The 17148-nt window shown below is 34.4% G+C and carries 18 protein-coding genes and 1 pseudogene; 10 read left to right on the top strand and 9 right to left on the bottom strand.

Annotated elements, in window-relative coordinates; all coding sequences use genetic code 11:
- Window positions 1-102: 102 nt before the first annotated feature.
- Complete coding sequence (locus tag IRB43_RS11860) at window positions 103-384, bottom strand: DUF2642 domain-containing protein (protein ID WP_203363699.1); 282 nt, start codon at window positions 382-384, stop codon at window positions 103-105.
- Window positions 385-552: 168 nt separating this feature from the next.
- Between IRB43_RS11860 and IRB43_RS11855 the strand changes: the two genes are divergently transcribed.
- The 3 genes from IRB43_RS11855 (at window position 553) to IRB43_RS11845 (ending at window position 2325) form a co-directional block, all read left to right on the top strand.
- Window positions 553-798: a hypothetical protein gene (locus IRB43_RS11855; protein WP_203363698.1), complete on the top strand. Its 246-nt coding sequence runs from the start codon at window positions 553-555 to the stop codon at window positions 796-798.
- Window positions 799-1365: 567 nt separating this feature from the next.
- Window positions 1366-1665, top strand: coding sequence for a hypothetical protein (locus IRB43_RS11850; RefSeq protein WP_203363697.1), 300 nt, complete (start codon window positions 1366-1368; stop codon window positions 1663-1665).
- Window positions 1666-1773: 108 nt separating this feature from the next.
- The gene (locus IRB43_RS11845) at window positions 1774-2325 is read left to right on the top strand and encodes an SH3 domain-containing protein (protein ID WP_203363696.1); all 552 of its coding nucleotides are present in this window, start codon (window positions 1774-1776) and stop codon (window positions 2323-2325) included.
- A gap of 127 nt (window positions 2326-2452) precedes the next feature.
- Here the strand turns inward: IRB43_RS11845 and IRB43_RS11840 are convergent, their stop codons facing one another.
- A complete protein-coding gene (locus IRB43_RS11840; protein ID WP_203363695.1) occupies window positions 2453-3643 on the bottom strand; it encodes a coenzyme F420-0:L-glutamate ligase in 1191 nt (396 codons plus the stop codon).
- Between the two features lie 118 nt (window positions 3644-3761).
- On the opposite strand from IRB43_RS11840, the gene IRB43_RS11835 reads away from it, so the two are divergent.
- From IRB43_RS11835 to IRB43_RS11825, 3 genes and pseudogenes are all read left to right on the top strand, one after another.
- Window positions 3762-4658 carry a LysR family transcriptional regulator gene (locus tag IRB43_RS11835; protein ID WP_203363694.1) on the top strand — a complete coding sequence of 299 codons (897 nt, stop codon included), beginning with the start codon at window positions 3762-3764 and terminating at the stop codon, window positions 4656-4658.
- Between the two features lie 613 nt (window positions 4659-5271).
- A complete protein-coding gene (locus IRB43_RS11830; RefSeq protein WP_238941980.1) occupies window positions 5272-5775 on the top strand; it encodes a DUF1259 domain-containing protein in 504 nt (167 codons plus the stop codon).
- 485 nt (window positions 5776-6260) lie between these two features.
- Window positions 6261-6721 (top strand): annotated as a pseudogene (locus IRB43_RS11825) (CarD family transcriptional regulator).
- Between the two features lie 993 nt (window positions 6722-7714).
- On the opposite strand, the gene cspC reads toward IRB43_RS11825, so the two are convergent.
- From cspC to IRB43_RS11795, 6 genes are all read right to left on the bottom strand, one after another.
- Window positions 7715-7918 carry a cold shock protein CspC gene (gene cspC, locus IRB43_RS11820; protein WP_203363693.1) on the bottom strand — a complete coding sequence of 68 codons (204 nt, stop codon included), beginning with the start codon at window positions 7916-7918 and terminating at the stop codon, window positions 7715-7717.
- 169 nt (window positions 7919-8087) lie between these two features.
- Window positions 8088-8213, bottom strand: coding sequence for a helix-turn-helix domain-containing protein (locus tag IRB43_RS11815; protein ID WP_203363692.1), 126 nt, complete (start codon window positions 8211-8213; stop codon window positions 8088-8090).
- Window positions 8214-8373: 160 nt separating this feature from the next.
- Complete coding sequence (locus IRB43_RS11810; protein WP_203363691.1) at window positions 8374-8886, bottom strand: GNAT family N-acetyltransferase; 513 nt, start codon at window positions 8884-8886, stop codon at window positions 8374-8376.
- A gap of 409 nt (window positions 8887-9295) precedes the next feature.
- On the bottom strand, window positions 9296-9745 hold the full coding sequence (locus IRB43_RS11805) for a hypothetical protein (RefSeq protein WP_203363690.1): 450 nt from the start codon (window positions 9743-9745) through the stop codon (window positions 9296-9298).
- Between the two features lie 798 nt (window positions 9746-10543).
- Complete coding sequence (locus IRB43_RS11800) at window positions 10544-11761, bottom strand: site-specific integrase (RefSeq protein WP_203363689.1); 1218 nt, start codon at window positions 11759-11761, stop codon at window positions 10544-10546.
- 65 nt (window positions 11762-11826) lie between these two features.
- Complete coding sequence (locus IRB43_RS11795) at window positions 11827-12339, bottom strand: ImmA/IrrE family metallo-endopeptidase (RefSeq protein WP_203363688.1); 513 nt, start codon at window positions 12337-12339, stop codon at window positions 11827-11829.
- 191 nt (window positions 12340-12530) lie between these two features.
- On the opposite strand from IRB43_RS11795, the gene IRB43_RS11790 reads away from it, so the two are divergent.
- Together IRB43_RS11790 and IRB43_RS11785 are read left to right on the top strand one after the other, a co-directional pair.
- Entirely contained in the window at window positions 12531-13013 is a 483-nt protein-coding gene (locus IRB43_RS11790) for an MrcB family domain-containing protein (RefSeq protein ID WP_203363687.1), read from the top strand.
- A gap of 53 nt (window positions 13014-13066) precedes the next feature.
- Entirely contained in the window at window positions 13067-13756 is a 690-nt protein-coding gene (locus IRB43_RS11785) for a protein NO VEIN domain-containing protein (protein WP_203363686.1), read from the top strand.
- Window positions 13757-13909: 153 nt separating this feature from the next.
- On the opposite strand, the gene IRB43_RS11780 is transcribed toward IRB43_RS11785, so the two are convergent.
- Entirely contained in the window at window positions 13910-14824 is a 915-nt protein-coding gene (locus IRB43_RS11780; RefSeq protein ID WP_203363685.1) for a LysR family transcriptional regulator, read from the bottom strand.
- Between the two features lie 327 nt (window positions 14825-15151).
- On the opposite strand from IRB43_RS11780, the gene IRB43_RS11775 reads away from it, so the two are divergent.
- Window positions 15152-15685: a cupin domain-containing protein gene (locus IRB43_RS11775; RefSeq protein ID WP_203363684.1), complete on the top strand. Its 534-nt coding sequence runs from the start codon at window positions 15152-15154 to the stop codon at window positions 15683-15685.
- A gap of 202 nt (window positions 15686-15887) precedes the next feature.
- Entirely contained in the window at window positions 15888-16691 is an 804-nt protein-coding gene (locus tag IRB43_RS11770; protein ID WP_203363683.1) for a dihydrodipicolinate synthase family protein, read from the top strand.
- Window positions 16692-17148: the final 457 nt, after the last annotated feature.

Genomic DNA, 17148 nt, shown 5'->3' with positions numbered 1-17148 from the left:
TTTGCTGTTATATAGTATAAAAGAAAAAAGCCAAGATTACTCTTGACTTTTAGACAGTATGGAATTATGGAGGATCTAAAGATGATTTTATACTTGTTTTAGCTAATAATGATAGTCGTCATGATGCTTGTTAGATTTTGATCTGTTTTCATGAGGCTGTCCCCAAACAGGGCCCCTATGGCCGCTTATTAATCGAAAAAGCGCGACAATTAAGGCGATTCGAATAGCTAAGCGTACTAAACGCCCATTCATTCTAGTTTGTAAAACAATAGAATCACTCCCCACAGATAAGAGGGTTCCTGAATAGGTACCTTCAGTTGTTATAACTTCAACTTCTTGTCCTACCAGACTTTGGGTAAAACGATGAAAATCTTGCTGACTCAAATTGAGCACCTCCTTCCTTAATACTAGTAAATGCAGTGATCTAAAAAAGGAGTGGATGATTATAAGAGGAAATTAAGTTTTTTATTAACGTGCGATCATCTCATGTATCCTACATAGCATCCATAAAAAAACGAATACTAAATTTGAGAGAAAAAAGAGGTGATACGAATGAACATATGTCCTTTATGTAACGCATTTAAGGAATCGGAAGTGTATTGTCCAAAATGTCGTTCCCGATTAGCCGACTTAGGCAAAGTATCCGATTTTTTAGACCCTTATGGTCATTGTAATGATCAAGAAACAGTAAAGATGGGTGACGGCTACTCCAATACTGCGAAGGATCAAATTTGTCCTCATTTAATGCACTGTCATCATTGCGGATATGATGAAGTGAAGTTTGTTCAGGAAGAATAGCGGGTAAAATTGCTGGATCTAATGATTAAGAGGTTTCAATTAACCAGTGCAATGTTTATTAAACAATTATGACAAACAAAGTGGAGAAGAAGTGGAAGAGTCTTTTTGTAAAGGGAAGTTGTTGATTTTTTACAGTGTTATTGTTGGATTTGTCACATGTATATCAGTGTGGTATTAAAAAACTCCCCCGAGGTGCTAAAATATTTTTGGTTCACGAACCAGAATACTAGCACACGGGGGAGTTTTTATATTAAAAGTAGCACATACCACCTAGAATTGTAACGATCATAAGATGTGTGAAAATTTTACAAATATGATCATAGGTTATATTGAGTTGAATCCGCTTTGCTTTTAGTAAAAGATACAGTAGAAAGAGAGTATAGGAGACTAACAACAAAACCGCAGATATTAGTCCAGACATGGGGAAATATACAAACGTTGTTAGGGAGAGGGTATTCAAAATGAAAATAATTCCAAATTAAAGAGGGTATTTGATATAAATGGATAATATTATAACTAAGAGAGGATGCTGTTTAATACCATTTCAACTCGAAAGGGGGATGGGAGTTGACATATATTTATGAACTGCAAAATATGTTAGGTGTTGAATCTGTAGGTTTTATTCTAGAGTTATTGCTGATTACATCTTGTCTCTCAACAATTATTCACATCCTAACTAAAAATCAATATGTTTCCTTGTTATGTTCTGCGCCTATTTTTTATTTAGTTTCTATGGTTCAATACCAAGTCACGCACCTGTTTCTTCTATTGCTAGCAATTTTAGTTCAAGCAATAATTATTGTTACAATAGAACGTCAATTACAAAAGAAAGAGAAGGATAGCAATTCTCAAAAGATATTACAGTAGTATTGCGTTCTGTTGCTTGTATGGAAATAACTAAAATAACTTACATCTTGGAAATGTTTTTTCTGTGATTAAAAAGTGAATATTACCTAATAAGGAGGAAGCTATTTCATGAATAAACGTTTTTTTCTTATAGTTTTAACCTTGATCATAAGTTTATTTTCGTTGAGTTCAACCGATAATGTGCTTGCTGCTACCAATAGCCCTAAGTCTAATTATACAGTTTATATAACAAGTGCTAATGTGAATGTTTATAATAAACCAAATGGTAAAAAGGTCGAGACAATAAAAAGGTGGGCTGGAAATGAAAATGACGGTGGTCCTGGAATACCGAACACTTTCGTAGTCAAAAAATTTGTTGCTAATAACTGGGTTCAAGTGGCTCATAAAAAGGCTAACAATAAGACTGTTCAAGGATATGTTCAGACAAAATATATATCGCCCAATTATCTTTCATTAGATTTTGCGATGATTGACAGCACAAATGGCTTGAATTTAAGAGCGGCACCAAATACAAAATCTAAGGTGCTAAAAGTTATTCCATATGGTACAAGAGTTGATATCATTGATGATGATAATACAAATTATGGCTGGTTCAAAGTCAAATATGTTGTTAACAATAAATCAGTAATAGGATATATAAGTAAGAAATATGTAAGATAAATCTTTCATGATTCAATTAGGGGATCTTGTTGTTAAACTCTTTGCATGTTGTATATTTTTATTGAAATAACGTGAAATAAAAAATCAGGGACCCGAAGAAGATCGCATTCCGCAGGTCCCTTAAAAATTAATGAGTATAGTTATCAAAATAACCTTGAATATAGATAATTGGTGTTCCTTTATCGCCACTTCCTGAAGTCAAATCAGATAAAGAGCCGATCAGATCTGTCAATTTTCTCGGTGTTGTCCCTTGAGCTTCCATCGCTCCGACTAGGTCTTCCTCTTTATTATTAATAAACTCAGTGATCGCTGCTTTTAGCTCTTCGCCTTGTAAATCAGCAAAGTTATTATCCGCTAAATATTTTAATTTTACTTCGTTTGGTGTGCCATCAAGTCCAGCTGTGTAAGCAGGGGAAACGACGGGATCTGCAAGTTCCCAAATCTTTCCGACAGGATCTTTGAAAGCACCGTCTCCATAAATCATTACTTCTACTGTTTTTCCTGTTTTTTCTTTCAGCATTTGCTGGATCTTATCCACGATTGGCTGGCAAGTATGCGGAAATAATTTTACGCTGTCTTCTGTTGCTTTATTCGATCCAAGCAGACCGTAGTTTTCGTTATAGCCACTGCCATCAATAGACTCGGATAAAATGTCGTCTAAATTATAAATTTTCTCGCCACCATGTTCTTTCAAGATTCGTTTTGTACGGAATCTTGTATGAATATCACAAGTGAGCACACTCTTTGTGTAGTTCAAAATCGTTTTCGCGTTGTTCGAGAAGATCACTTCGCATTCAACACCGTGTTCCTCAACAATGGATTTGTAGTATTCAATGTAATCAACGCCTGTAAAGGTATGCTTATTATAGCCGAAATGCTCGCGGAACTCTTGTTCTGTTAACACATCTGTCCAAGGATTTACACCTTTTTCGTCGAGTCTGTCGATTTCAACTAAATGGTTGCCGACTTCATCAGAAGGGTAGCTAAGCATTAAGACGATTTTTTTCGCGCCTTTGGCAATACCGTGAAGACAGTTCGCAAAACGGTTACGGCTTAAAATAGGGAAGATCACACCGATAGTATCGTCCCCGAATTTAGAACGAACGTCGGCGGCAATGTGATCAATCGTTGCGTAGTTTCCTTGAGCGCGTGCAACGATCGATTCGGTGATCGTGACGATGTCTTTATCATTGATTTGAAAGCCTTCCACTTCGGAAGCTTTTAACACGCTATCTACAACGATTTGTTCAATGTTATCCCCTTGATTGATGATCGGCCCACGCAAACCTCTGACAACAGTTCCTACTACTCTTTCCAATTGAATCGCTCCTTATTAACTATGTAAATGAATTTAAATATTTATATTTTTACTATACATTGGAATTATGATATAAGTAAAATTAATATATCTAATGGTGGGTATAAGGAGAGGTTATATGATAAGTAAATTAGATTTATATAAAGTGTTTTGTATCGTAGGAAAAAGTGAAAGTTTCTCGAAAGCTGCCAAAGAGTTATATATGACGCAGCCCGCTGTCAGCCAAGCGATCATGCAATTGGAGCAGGAATTGGACACTCGTCTTTTTAATCGAACACCTAAGGGAGTTTCCTTCACCAATGAAGGGAGCCTTCTATTTGAATATGTTCAATCCGCCATTCATTTAATTGATGCGGGAGAAGAGAAGATGTTAGAATTTAAAAATTTAACGACTGGTGAATTAAAAATTGGGGTGGGGGACACGATTTCTAAATATTTTTTACTGCCTTATTTAGAGGTTTTTCACAATAAATATCCAAATATTACATTAAAGATTATTAACGGAACAACTGATGAACTCATTTCAATTTTAAAATCGGGGGAGGTAGATATCGTCTTTTGTAATTTTCCCATTCACGACTCCACCTTAGAATTACGTCCTTGCTTCGAAATTCAAGACATCTTTGTTTATGGCGAGAAATTCAAGAAACTATTATCTAAACGAGTTAGCATGCAGGAATTATTAAAGCTGCCGCTCATTTTTCTCGAACAAAAGTCCAACTCCAGAAAATATGTCGAGGATTACTTATTATCGAAAGGACTCAAACTTTCACCTGAATTTGAATTAGGTTCCCATGATTTACTGCTGGAATTTGCCAAAATCAACTTAGGTGTTGCTTGTGTAACAAGAGAATTTTCCAAAGAATATTTAAGTAAAGGGTTGGTATATGAAGCAAAATTAACGGAAGACATTCCAAAGAGGGACATAGGTGTATGCTTTTTAAAAAGTGTACCGCTCTCGCCAGCTTCCACTAAATTCGTAGAGTTGATCGAACATCAGCAGCTCCCGCTTTAAACAATGAGATAAACAAGTAGATGAGGTGTGCGGGGGTGATCTTTACATCATGGCTTAACTTGCTAGGAATCTTTATAGGTATAAAAGCATTGATTGTATGAGAGGTCCATTATGTCAAGCTGAGATGAGTCAGCGGCTTTTAGACATTGGCCATAAAGTGAAAAGGGGGATTTTCTATGAATAAAAAAGACTTTCCTTTAGCTTTAATGATCATCATGTTTAGCACTGGCTTAGCAGTTTCTTTCTTTTATGGGGTAGTAGACATTTTTATAAATAACTGAAGCACTAGAGGTAGAGTACGCAGCATCAGAAAAAACGACCGAACCATCTTTAACGAGAGATGGTTCGGTCGTTTTTTTGAATATATATTTATAGCGTGAAGGTAACGGATGGTTTTAAAAGTGGATAGGTAACCATTTCGATTTTAGAAATAAAGTTCATGAATTTTAGCTAGTGATAAATATTCATAAATTAGTAATCTTGATTTTTCTAACATTTTCTCCATTTTAAAATAGGAAAATTAAAAAAGGTGCTTGTCTTAGTATAAGCACACAGCCATATCAGTCTTTCTAGAATACTTTATTAGTAGAGAAGAGAAAGGAGGTGAAATACATTGGGATACAATCATAATCATCATAACAGGTCCTTGCAACGCTGGGACGATGAATCTGGCTCTCGTTGCTGTCCCCACAATCGCTCGGATGCGGGCGTCGGAGGGATAGGTACTAGAGCTTGTCAAGAGCTTGCGGCTATTATCGGCGGGGAAGTGATTACTACAACACCAGCTTGTGTCGTACAGCGTAATCGTGAAATTAACGCTACGATCCTTAAACGCACTACCCAGTCCCCTCTTGCCCTTCCATTTGCCCTATCTTTTGAAAACAATGGGCTTAACCTTGGCGAATCTGTTGTTCTCCAAGAAGAAATTAACCCGTTTATGACAGAACTTCGCAAAAGAGGCCTCACTGTTACTGCAGTGCATAACCACTGGCTGTTTGATCAACCTAGATTAATGTACATGCATTGGGAAAATGTCGGCGATCCATTTCAATTTGCGATGAACAGTTTTCAAGCTGCGGTGGCTGCAGGTCTATTTAGAAAAAGCAATCGGAGATAACTATTCATTAGCTGTAAACCTAGTCAATAAAGAGCTGCAAAGTTAACTTGAAACGTTAGACTTTTGAAAAACTTGATTTGTCTTAAAGATGTGCTGGACGTGATTGCTGTCACGTCCAGTTTACTACTTTTTCTGTTGAATATTCATCGTCTAGAACTTCGATACACTTGTAACAAACACCTTTTACAAAAAACAAGAACACTTGATCAAACAAATTGAACCATTCCTCGAAAAAATGGCTCAATCTCCTGACGACGTACTCAATAGGTTATGTCAGTCTCATATGGTGATTACTTAACTTGGATTTATATAGCATCATTATTAGGAATCTGACACGTTCTCTATTATTTTGATTTTTTGCTTGAACTGATTTTCAAAGGGGAATTTATTGACATTGAAAATAATATCATGTTATTATTTAAATTTTGATAAAAAATGAATATATGATAACCTTAAGAAGGTTACCATATATGGAGGTGGATTATATGTTTCAAATTGGCGATAACATTGTGTATCCAATGCACGGAGCAGGCATAATTGAAGCCATAGAAGAAAAAGAATTCTTAGGGGAAAGACAACAGTATTATGTCATAAAAATGTCAATCAGTAATATGCAAGTTATGATTCCAACACATAAAATATTGAGTTCAAGTATACGACCAGTTACTGATATACTTGCATTAAAACACATCATACACATTTTTCAGCATGGAGAATCAGATAGGTTACTGCCGTGGAAACAAAGGTATAAAGTAAACACGAGTAAAATAAAAACGGGTGAAATACAAGAAGGCGCTGAGGTTGTACGTGATTTAATGCGTATGAAGAAAGAAAAAGCACTTAATGCAAGCGAAAAAAAATGTTGGATCATGCATATCAATTTTTGATTAGTGAACTGGAGCTAATTAAGGGAATCACTGCAAATCAAATGAAAATTTTCTGTTAAGGTGAATTATAGATATGTATTTCATTCCGATAAAAATTCTGAATTTTTAGGAAGTATTATGATTAAAAGTAAATCATTTCAAAAATGTTCAACTTCTTCAATTATTTTTAGAACATTCACCTCTTTTGTTATTTCTACAATCTAATCCATTTTTATTATTTAAATTTCTTCTACGAACATTTGAAGCTTTATCAAAAAACTCGATAAAATAGTCACTTGGTGTTTGTAATCCTGATTCACACTGGCACGGACAAGGAGCCGTAAGGATGGAAGAGAGGTAGGGCTTTCATTGTTTTAGGGATATCTAAGTGGTTATTCTGGAAGATAAAACAAACACTCTTACCTCTATCTTTAAGAATTTTTTACATCCACTGTGACAATGAATAGTAATTGTTTATCTTCTTTTCATAAAAGAGATACGCGAGTTGGTAACATCTAAATATATGGTCAGCGATAGAAAATGACTGAACTTCTAGAACTAGAAACCATTTTTATAATTTATTTAGCATATTAATAGAAATTGATACTTCGTTTAGGGTGACACTTTTGACGTTGGCACACGTCACATTTACGTTGGTTATTTCGTAAATATTTTTTGCTTCCTTACTAAATAGTATTGGTCCCGAACTACGACTACCAAGTATTTGGAATAGGAAAAGAAAAGATCTTAGATGATAAACTTTTAATCAGAGGTTATCTGAAAATGGTTTGTAGGACGTGAGATTGTGAAGTCTTGTACTTAAATTAACGGGCAGGTTAGTGAAAAAAGAAAGAATAAAATGTAATTGTATTCGAAAAAAATAAATAACTGATATACATTCCGCATATTGTCAATCGAGTATGTTATACTGTAAACAAACCTTTGAAGCTTTAAATCTTTTTCTATTACCTGTACCATTGTATCATCTCCCTACTCGAACGTTGAGTAGGGTTTTTTAGGGCATAAAAAAACAGGCACTATATAAAGAGCCTGTTGTTATAATCGTTTTAAGATTAAGCAACTGTTTGAACGTTAGCAGCTTGAGCTCCACGAGCACCTTGCTCAACGTCAAACGTTACTTTTTGACCTTCGTCTAAAGATTTGAATCCGTCACTTTGGATTGCAGAGAAGTGTACGAATACATCGTCTCCGTTTTCACGTTCGATAAAGCCAAAACCTTTTTCTGCATTAAACCATTTCACTGTACCTTGTTCCATTTTTGTTGCCTCCTAGTGCGTTACCACACATTATATTACTATCCTTGCTCAAAGTATCATCAAGACGAAAAGTCGATATTCATACTATCCTTTACACCGAACAAAAATAATTCTTCTTTATCATAGCAGGAAACGGAAAAAATTGCAAATCAATATTATCATTGGTTCATCACGAGAAGTCGGGGATGACAATCTTTGAAGAAGGTGTAATCTCATATTCTGCCGCAATATCTGCTAGCGATTTGCTGTTTTCATAGAGCTTTACTATTTGTAGTTTAATCATGATTTTGATCATGACAGGAGAGTCCTGTCTACATTGAGTTAATCAACAGGCGTGTTATTTTTTTAATGACTTTATTGGAAAGTAAACAAGTTCATTAGCTCTACACACTTTAAACTAATCCCCTTAATAGTACCATCTATGAAAAGGTATTTCTGAAGCATTTTTTCAAATTCTATTCCCATTCTTCTTTCAGAATAGCGTAGTAATACTCATCCCACCAATCATTTCCATTTGGAATGCATTTCTTGAAAAATCCTTCTCTTCTCATTCCCATCTTCTCCATTACTCGGTATGATGGTGTGTTTTCAGGCTGACACGTTGCAATAATCCTATGTAAGTTTAGTTTATTGAAACCATATTCTAAAACGCCCTTAGCTGCTTCGGTAGCATATCCTCTTCTTTGAAAAGAAGGATTAAATACCCATCCGATTTCATATGTGTGATTACCAAAGTATTTATGAAAGGCTATATGTCCAATTAAGGTGTTTTTTTCTATTTCTACAACAGGAAAGTGTTCAGCGTGAGCACCTATGTTTTTGTCTATAAATTCTTTCGCTCTTTCTCGTGTATGTACGCCATCAGGGATATACTTCATAACGTCTCGCTTCGATGTGTATTCATATACTGCTTCCCAATCATCAACTTGAAATTCACGTATCAATAATCTATTTGTTCTTATATTCATTGTAAAGCCTCCTAAGCAGAGTATTGGGAGTAGGCCATGGACTTTTAGTTTAGCGTTTACAAACCTACCTGCTTTGATGTTCAGTATAATTGTTCCGCCACATTTTCAACGAACCACGCAGTTCTAATCTATTACCACTTGCTATCTAGTGAATATTGGAAATTCACTAGATTACCTTTAGGCAGGTGTTGAAATTGACTATACAAAAATGTTTAAATTGTCATCAGCAACTTAAATGGAATTAGATTTTTAAGTCCCCTTTGTCGGCATATAAACCCATATACTGTGACAAATGCAGAAGTAAGCACAGCGTGGATTTTTCTTCGAAATTAATTTACACCTTCACTCTTATTACTATAGGTAAGTGTCAAATCGGTAATAGATGTAATTTATTCTCTGATATACATTATCACCATTCCGCCAAATCTAAAATATCATATACTCTTGAATCATTAAAATCTGTACTTGATATATTAAGTCCTTCTACTACGTCTTTCAATCCAGCAATCCAAATAAAATCTTTTTCATTTTTAGCCTGTTTTAAACTACCTTCTAGATATAAAACTACAGTTTCTTTTTTTATTTGTTTCAAGACTTCAAAAGCACCTTCTACCCCAGGCCAATTTATATCTTGAAATAAAGCAAGTAAACTTGGTAATGCTTTTTCGTTTTTGGGGTATCCTAACAAACTGATCACTTTAACTGCATTTTCCCAAGTTGATTTCAAATAATCTTGAATTAACATTCCAACGAACTCTTCCGGAATATTTAAAAGTGATGCAATTGCTTTTGATTGTTTTTCTTCTTTTAAGTTCCAGTCTAATTCTAGAATCTGTTTCATAACATCTTTTTCCGTCACTTTAAACACCTCATTATCTTACTTTAACAGATATTGATTGTAATATTTTCGTAAATGGAAAAGAAAATTTTGTGCCGCGGCCTTTAGATTTAGAAGAAGAACATCTGGTATCTCTTCTTAAAGAAGGGATCAAAGCGGAAGTGATTTCTAAGGAGATGCTACAAAAAGTTATTGATGAGTCTTGATAAAATACATGCTGATTTTCCAAGAGCGTCTGTCTAGGCGTTCTTTTTTTATGCAAGAAAAGGGATATAAGTTATGAGGGGAACTTACGAAAGGAGTTGCCCAGAATGAGAGGAAAAAGAATGCAGCATAACACAGATACATTATGGAATACAGCCCCTCTTTTTATTGCAAATAAAAAATCCCTGATCATAACCGCCAGAGATTTTTCCCACATAGTTTAGATATATTAACAATTTAAAATTAATTTACATTCCACATAGTATGTGATACACATTTAAAATAGCATGATCTACTAATTTGATCAACAGATTTATAACATACTACGTTGAATATAGGTTGTTGAAGTGTAAAGCCCTCCTATTTGAGAGCTTTTAATTCTGGGTACGGGTTGGGTACCAATTGGGTACCAAATTGATCAAATCCCGTCATTTTCAACCCAAATTAATCAGATAGCGAGCACCTAAAACCTTGACACAATCACACTTCCAAGGTAATAATAAGAATTAACTTGAATAGTGTATCCTTCGGGGCAGGGTGGATAGATTCACCTTCGCCCCGTTTTTTATCCATCAAAAACGTTGATATATCAAGGTTTTAAGGAAGTGGGAAGAGCTACAAACCACTAATTGTTGACGAGTTGTTGACGGATTTACGAGGATTGAATTTTTCAAACTTCTCAGCGGCTGCTGTTGAAGTTCTTCTTGTGACATGACCATAAACGTCAGTCGTTACTTTAGAAGAGTTATGTCGTGCTCGCTCTTGTATAATTCTCATGTTCACGTTGTCCTCAATTAATAGCGTGATCATTGTATGTCGTAAATCATGCAACCGCATATTGAAGCCATGCTTGTTTTTGATTTTCCACCATTTTTGTGTGATGCTCTGAGGATGGAACCTTCGACCTGTTCCGTTATGAAATAAATATTGATGATCTCCACCTTGCCATTGATCACCCAACATCATTCGTTCTTTTTTCCACTCATGTACAAATTCTTTTAGTTCATCCATGTACCACTGTTGCATTGTCAACTCATCGGACCGGCCATTCTTTGTGTCTTTAAGTATGGGTGTTCCATTTGCTGAAATCAAACTCTTATTAATGAGAAGGGAATTTCTTTCCCATACAATATCTTTTAATTCAAGCGGAGCTACTTCGCCGCGTCGTAGACCGCCAATAAGCGCAGTCAGGAAAATCATGCGCCAAGTAGGGGTAAGGTTATCATAAAGCCACATTATTAGTTCGGCAGCTTGCTCCTGATCTAGAAAAGCCATTTCAGCTTTTGAAGTTTTGGGACGATCTATAGATTCCATTGGATTATTTTTTATTACTCTCCATTCTTTAGCTGTAGAAAATATATGGCGTAATATCTTATCTATTTCATAGATTGTATTAGGAGAAAGGCCGCCTGACTTCCCATCTTTTCTTGCCCCATCTTTAGATAGATAGTCATAAAATGTAACGACATGCATAGGGGTTATTTTTTCAATTCGTTTTGATTCAAAATAAGGGTTGATATGGTTCTTTATATTGACTAATCGTTCAGCAAGTGTTTTGACGCCTAAGACCTTTTGAGCTTTTTTTGTTCGCCATTCTTCAACAAAATCACTAAAGAGCATTTTATTAGGTGCAATATATTCTCCAGCTTCAACTTCGGCTTTGAATTTGTAAAGCTCTGCTTGCAAAAAGTCGTTCAACTGTTTTTTCTTTTTTAATAATGATTCTTCTACTCTTACTGTTTTAGTGCGTTTATCACGTTTTCCTTTTGCATCGCTTCCGATTTCTACTACAAGTAAGAAAGATTGTTTTCCTCTTTTTTGAATACTCGCCATCTTATTTCACTCCTCTTTTATTACTATCATTTCGTTTGACCCTGTATCATTCAAGCTATGTATAGCTACAATCCGTTTTGCCGAGCTTCGTTCATCTGACGATAAAAATACAAACTCTCTCGCTGCCTTAGCCAACGTTCCAGGCGTTCTGTAGCAAATTCAATATCTACGTTGAATGTATGGGCAATAACAGCAATTACTTCTTTTTTACGCCAAGGAAATGAAAGTTTCTCTAACATAAAACTCGGCACACAAAAGTGATACATAAAGTTATTGGCTTGCCACTCCTGCATTTTAATAAAAGGGGGAGGGAGGGTTAACTGGCTGCCACAGTGCCTTAACAAATGTCCCAACTCATGGCCAAAATCTTGCCATTGTTTTTCGGGAGGTAGCCGTTGATCGATAAGGATTAATGTTTCCAGCGAACCTAAAAGGGTCTTACTGCTGTTATTAATATATTCAATGTCTATTCCTAGTCGTTTAGCTATCACCTTCATGTCTAATTGATCTGGTTTATAGATATGGATAGATTGATATAAGGAAAAAATATAGTCTTCTAGTAATGTAGTATGGGCCATTGGCTTCACCTCGAGAAATATTTAGGGAACGTGTGTTCTGTTTAATGATATAATAAAATCCTTTCCCAGGAAAGAGAAGGGGTTAAATTAATAGATTATCTTTCACAAGCCCAGCCGTCTTTATAATGTAGTATTATGGTTTTAATAAAGAAAATAATTTTGAACCAAAACTTTTACAGAGAGGTATAACGATGTCAATTAGAAAAACATTAAAAGAAATAATGATTCAAAAGCAAAATAATGGATCAGTAAATGAGTTAATAACAAAAACTTTAGTAAATGAATTAAAAAAATTACATATTATTAAAATTAGACCAGACATACATATCTATAGACGAACAGGTACTGGTGGTGAATCATTTGTACCATGGGTAGGTATTATGAATAAAAATTTAACAACTACGGTAACTAAATCCCTTTACTTAGTATATCTGTTTGCACAAAATGGACAAAAAGTATATATCTCATTAAACCAAGGTGTAACTTATTTAGACAGCTTAAGAAAGGAATTCAATAATTCATCAATTAAAAAATTGGATTTTTTTGAAGCATGTGCAAAGGTTTTATTGGATGAAATATCTGATACAGATGATTTTATAACGGGCACTCTCTCTTTAGTAAATGATCAGAAAAAAACTCCGATGGACGTAGTTACCAATATTCAAATATTTTAGCAATTGAATACAAGGTAGATCAGTTACCTAATGAGGCTGAAATTATATCTGATTTGGATCTGTTATTAGAAAAATATGAGGAACTTCAAAGTAAGGTTAGTGATTATCATTCTTTTATAAAAGAATATAGTTTTAAAGCACTAAGATATGTAGAAAATGCTAAGTCACAAAAAGAAATTAAGAAAAATAAATGGAAAAAAACTGAAGTTTCCAAAATGGCTTTAGTTGATCCTGTAAATACACTTCAAAATGAAATTAAGAAAAGAGAAGGAAATCAACAAGTTACTTCAGATAACAAGTTAAAGAAAAAGTTAAAAGAACAACAGGATATAGGAGATTTAGCAGAAATTGAAGTTTTAGAGTATTTTAAATACCATATAAATCAAAAGTTTGGAGAAGAAAAAGCAAAAAATGTAGTTCAAGTTTCTAAAGAAAAAGGTCATGGACTCGGATATGATATAAAAGCTTTTGATTTAGAATCAGGAGAAGAAATTTATATTGAGGTAAAAGGGACTAAATCAACAGATACAAACCAAGATTTTTTTATGAGTATAAATGAATTAAGAAGTCTAATTGGCAGAAAAGACTTTCGGATTGTTAGAGTATTTGGCGTAGGAACAGGTAGTTCAAAATTAATGATTTATGATGGATTTGAAAATTATGACTCTGTAGAAAAACTACTAGATGAAAAGTTGAATGCGGAGCCCATAAATTTCAGAATTAAAGGTATTAAAATTAACTAATTAATATAGAAATTTTATTTTTAGTTACTTCACAAGCGAAAATCCCACTGAATTCATGTTTCTTCAGCGGGATTTTTTCCGTTTTGTTCAATATATCTTCGCCAAAGCCTTATCATCTGTTCCTCATAATTTTAACGGAGAAAGGTGAAACTTTTAATCGAAGCTTTCAGTAGTCCTATAATTTAAATGAAGCGAAATGTCTTTTAGATTATTAATAAAAATATGTGTAGCAGCAGACAGGTATTTATCTTTTCTATAGACGATCCCTATTTCCCGAGAAAGATTAGAATTTGAGATTGGGATAATTTTTAAATCAGTGTGATTAAGGTATTCTAAGTAAGGTTTAGGTAATATAGTTATCCCCACTCCTTCTATAACCATATTAATTAAAGATTCCATGGTTGTAATCTCAAAGACTGGTTCAGGAAAAAAACCTAAGTCCTTACAGGCTTTATTAATAAGCTGTCTTATAAAATAATTTTCGGGAAGTAAGATGGAAGGTGTTGTCTGCAACGCTTCTAAACCCAATATATCCTGTTTTTCTAACGGGTGTCCAATGGGTACTGCAAAGGCCATTTCCTCTGTATATAAAGGAATTGTTTCTAATTCTTCCCCTTTCATAGGTAAAAAAACTATCCCAAAATCCAACTTATTATCCAATAAATGTTTTTTGATATCCCCAGTACGCAGCCCAAACACAGATATCTTAATAGCAGGGTATAGACGGTGAAAATCAAGTAGGGCAGGCGGAATGAGGTAATTTTCAACTGTTAAAACGGTCCCAATGGAAATTGTTCCTCTTTGAAGTCCATTCAATTCATTTATTGAAGTTCTTGCTTGTTCTAGTTCTGAAAAAATATTGCGAGTATACTTTAAAAGCAACTTTCCTGACTCGGTAAGGTCCGTCTTTTTACCGATTCGGTCAAACAAAGGTGTTCCTATTTCATGTTCTAATAACCTGATTTGTTGGCTTAGAGAAGGCTGAGAAATACCAACCTTTTCCGCGGCTCTTGTAAAGTGAAGCTCTTGGCATACTGCATAAAAATATTCAAGTTGTCTTAATTCCATTCTAAGGCCTCCTGATTTAAAAAGTAGTAGTTAATAGACTAATGATGTGTGAAATCCTGAGAATATTGTTTATATAAACCCTGTAAAACAATTTATAGCTATATGAGTTACAGTCATAGGACAATCCTATTGTTATTATATGAATAATTGAATTGAACTATCAATCGTGCTATCTTAAACTATTCATAACATAAAAGTCCAACTTATCAAAATATTTAATTTAAGGTTGGAAAATCAATTAGAATTGTAAGGTTTGATTGATTCTTTTATGTTTTAGCAAAAGTGTTCTAAGTAAGAACAGATTAAAAACTTGAGGAGGTTAACAAAATGGGTAATGAAAGAACTGGTATTATCAGCTACAGGGAGTTTTTGAAAAAGAGCAGGAAGCCTGCGATTCGAGCATGTTCTTGGAAGTGGAAAGACATTTATCCTTTGCTTAATAAATCTGTATCAGAGGATTTTCTTGAAGCTGGACGTGGAACATTATCGCTCATTCATAAGGATACGGGAGATGCGTATGGCACTTCATCAACGATGAACGTAGTAGTCCAAGTTTTCAAACCTGGTGAGCATAATAAGCCACATCGTCATACTAACGTAGCCCTAAATTTAGTATTTCAGGGGAAAGGTTTTAGTATTGTGGATGGCGAGAAGATTGAATGGGAAAAAGGGGATCTATTCCTAGCTCCACCTTGGTCTTCCCATGAACATTGCAACACCTCAGAAACAGAGGATGCTATTCTTTTTACTTTCCAGGATGTTCCGGTTCTTACTTCAATGGGTACATGGTTTTTAGAAGAACCAGTGGGGACCGCACCTCGACACATAGTAAGACCAGAAACACAGACAAAGAAATCATAAGAAGTATTAGCTGATAATTGTCATGATTAAGTACGCATACAAATTTCACACAAAATAAGCCGAAAACAATTTAATCGTTGAAACGTGATCTAACATTTGAAACTTTATTTTCATTATACTTTTAAGATATTGTTTCTAAGAATTGAATGTTTGACCTTCTATGTTACTTAGTTTTTTTAATAAATACTGGAGGATAGAATTAATGAAAAATTTTAATGTTGCTATTCCAACTCCCTTTCATGATGATGAAAGTATATATTTTGAAAGCTTTAATCCAATCGTTGAATACTTAACAGATAACGGAATAGAGTCATTACTTGTGTCTGCTACTACAGGTGAACAAAATTCAATGAGTATCGAAGAGAGAATGCAAATCATTGATTATTTTAACCAGCAAAACTTTAAAAATGTTGAACTTATGTTTGGGGTATCAGCTACAAGAACCAAGGATGCAATAAAACTTATCAAGAAGCTTAATGATTCTGTTTTTGATGCAATTCTAATTCAGTTCCCGCCCTATATCCAACCGACACAACAACAAGCGATTTTCTATATTAATGAGTTGTTGAGCCATACAACTAAAAATGTTGTACTTTATAACAATCCTTTTCGAACAGGATTTGAACTGAGTGCCGAATCACTTAATACTCTTATTGGCCAAAAGCACTCTAATCTTGTGGGAATTAAAGAAGAGAGCGATGTTAAACGACATAATAATACAAGTTTACCTAAGGATTTCATTATGTTTGCTGGCGGAGATGTAAACTTCACAGAAAAGGTAGTTCAGGGATGTAATGGGCTTTCCAGTATGGTAGGAAATGTTTATCCAAAAGAAATCAAGCAAACCTTTAATGACCTGTTAATGAATAAGCCAATTGACCTTAAGAAAATAAATCATTTGATTAATGAAGTTACACGTCATCAGACAATTATAAACATAAAAAACCATTATAATTCTTTAGGTATAAAAGTAGGCACTTGCCGCTCTCCTATTAAAGATATTTAATTTTTTATAAAAATACCTTAAAATGACAGCCAAATAAAAATAACGAAATAATCTTTGAGGTCGTGGTTTAACACACCTATAGCAAAAAATAACTATATTTAGGCCGCGTTCTTACTAGAAGAATGCGGCCTAAATAGCATAAAAACTTTTGATATATTATGCAAGCCCTCTCTTTCAAGACTGATAATTAAAAATCACTTAGAATTCTTCAATTGAAAAGGAATGAAACGGTACAACTCTTTTATAAACGGTATAACTTTACTTAAAACGGTACGTTTTTTATAAACAGTACGACTTTATTTTAAATCCACAACTTCATCGATTCTCACTGGGGTGATCATTATCCATTGATACCAGGTAACTAAAGCAAAAACCCACTGAATTGATCTGACCCAATAAAGTTAGACAAATAATTTTAGGCAGCTTCCAAGACTTGAGTTCGGTATTCTACTGGGCT

It is taken from the genome of Bacillus sp. REN10, from assembly GCF_016820555.1.
Lineage (GTDB): Bacteria > Bacillota > Bacilli > Bacillales > Domibacillaceae > Bacillus_CE.
Note: the sequence above shows the minus strand (reverse complement) of the source record. Positions and strands in the feature narration are given on the sequence as shown.

Excerpts from the sequence above, each read along its gene's own strand:
- IRB43_RS11855 (WP_203363698.1), top strand. The coding sequence starts at position 553 with ATGAACATATGTCCTTTATGTAACGCATTTAAGGAATCGGAAGTGTAT.
- IRB43_RS11845 (WP_203363696.1), top strand. The coding sequence starts at position 1,774 with ATGAATAAACGTTTTTTTCTTATAGTTTTAACCTTGATCATAAGTTTA.
- IRB43_RS11835 (WP_203363694.1), top strand. The coding sequence starts at position 3,762 with ATGATAAGTAAATTAGATTTATATAAAGTGTTTTGTATCGTAGGAAAA.
- cspC (WP_203363693.1), bottom strand. The coding sequence starts at position 7,918 with ATGGAACAAGGTACAGTGAAATGGTTTAATGCAGAAAAAGGTTTTGGC.
- IRB43_RS11815 (WP_203363692.1), bottom strand. The coding sequence starts at position 8,213 with ATGATCAAAATCATGATTAAACTACAAATAGTAAAGCTCTATGAAAAC.
- IRB43_RS11810 (WP_203363691.1), bottom strand. The coding sequence starts at position 8,886 with ATGAATATAAGAACAAATAGATTATTGATACGTGAATTTCAAGTTGAT.
- IRB43_RS11800 (WP_203363689.1), bottom strand. The coding sequence starts at position 11,761 with ATGGCGAGTATTCAAAAAAGAGGAAAACAATCTTTCTTACTTGTAGTA.
- IRB43_RS11795 (WP_203363688.1), bottom strand. The coding sequence starts at position 12,339 with ATGGCCCATACTACATTACTAGAAGACTATATTTTTTCCTTATATCAA.
- IRB43_RS11790 (WP_203363687.1), top strand. The coding sequence starts at position 12,531 with ATGTCAATTAGAAAAACATTAAAAGAAATAATGATTCAAAAGCAAAAT.
- IRB43_RS11780 (WP_203363685.1), bottom strand. The coding sequence starts at position 14,824 with ATGGAATTAAGACAACTTGAATATTTTTATGCAGTATGCCAAGAGCTT.
- IRB43_RS11775 (WP_203363684.1), top strand. The coding sequence starts at position 15,152 with ATGGGTAATGAAAGAACTGGTATTATCAGCTACAGGGAGTTTTTGAAA.
- IRB43_RS11770 (WP_203363683.1), top strand. The coding sequence starts at position 15,888 with ATGAAAAATTTTAATGTTGCTATTCCAACTCCCTTTCATGATGATGAA.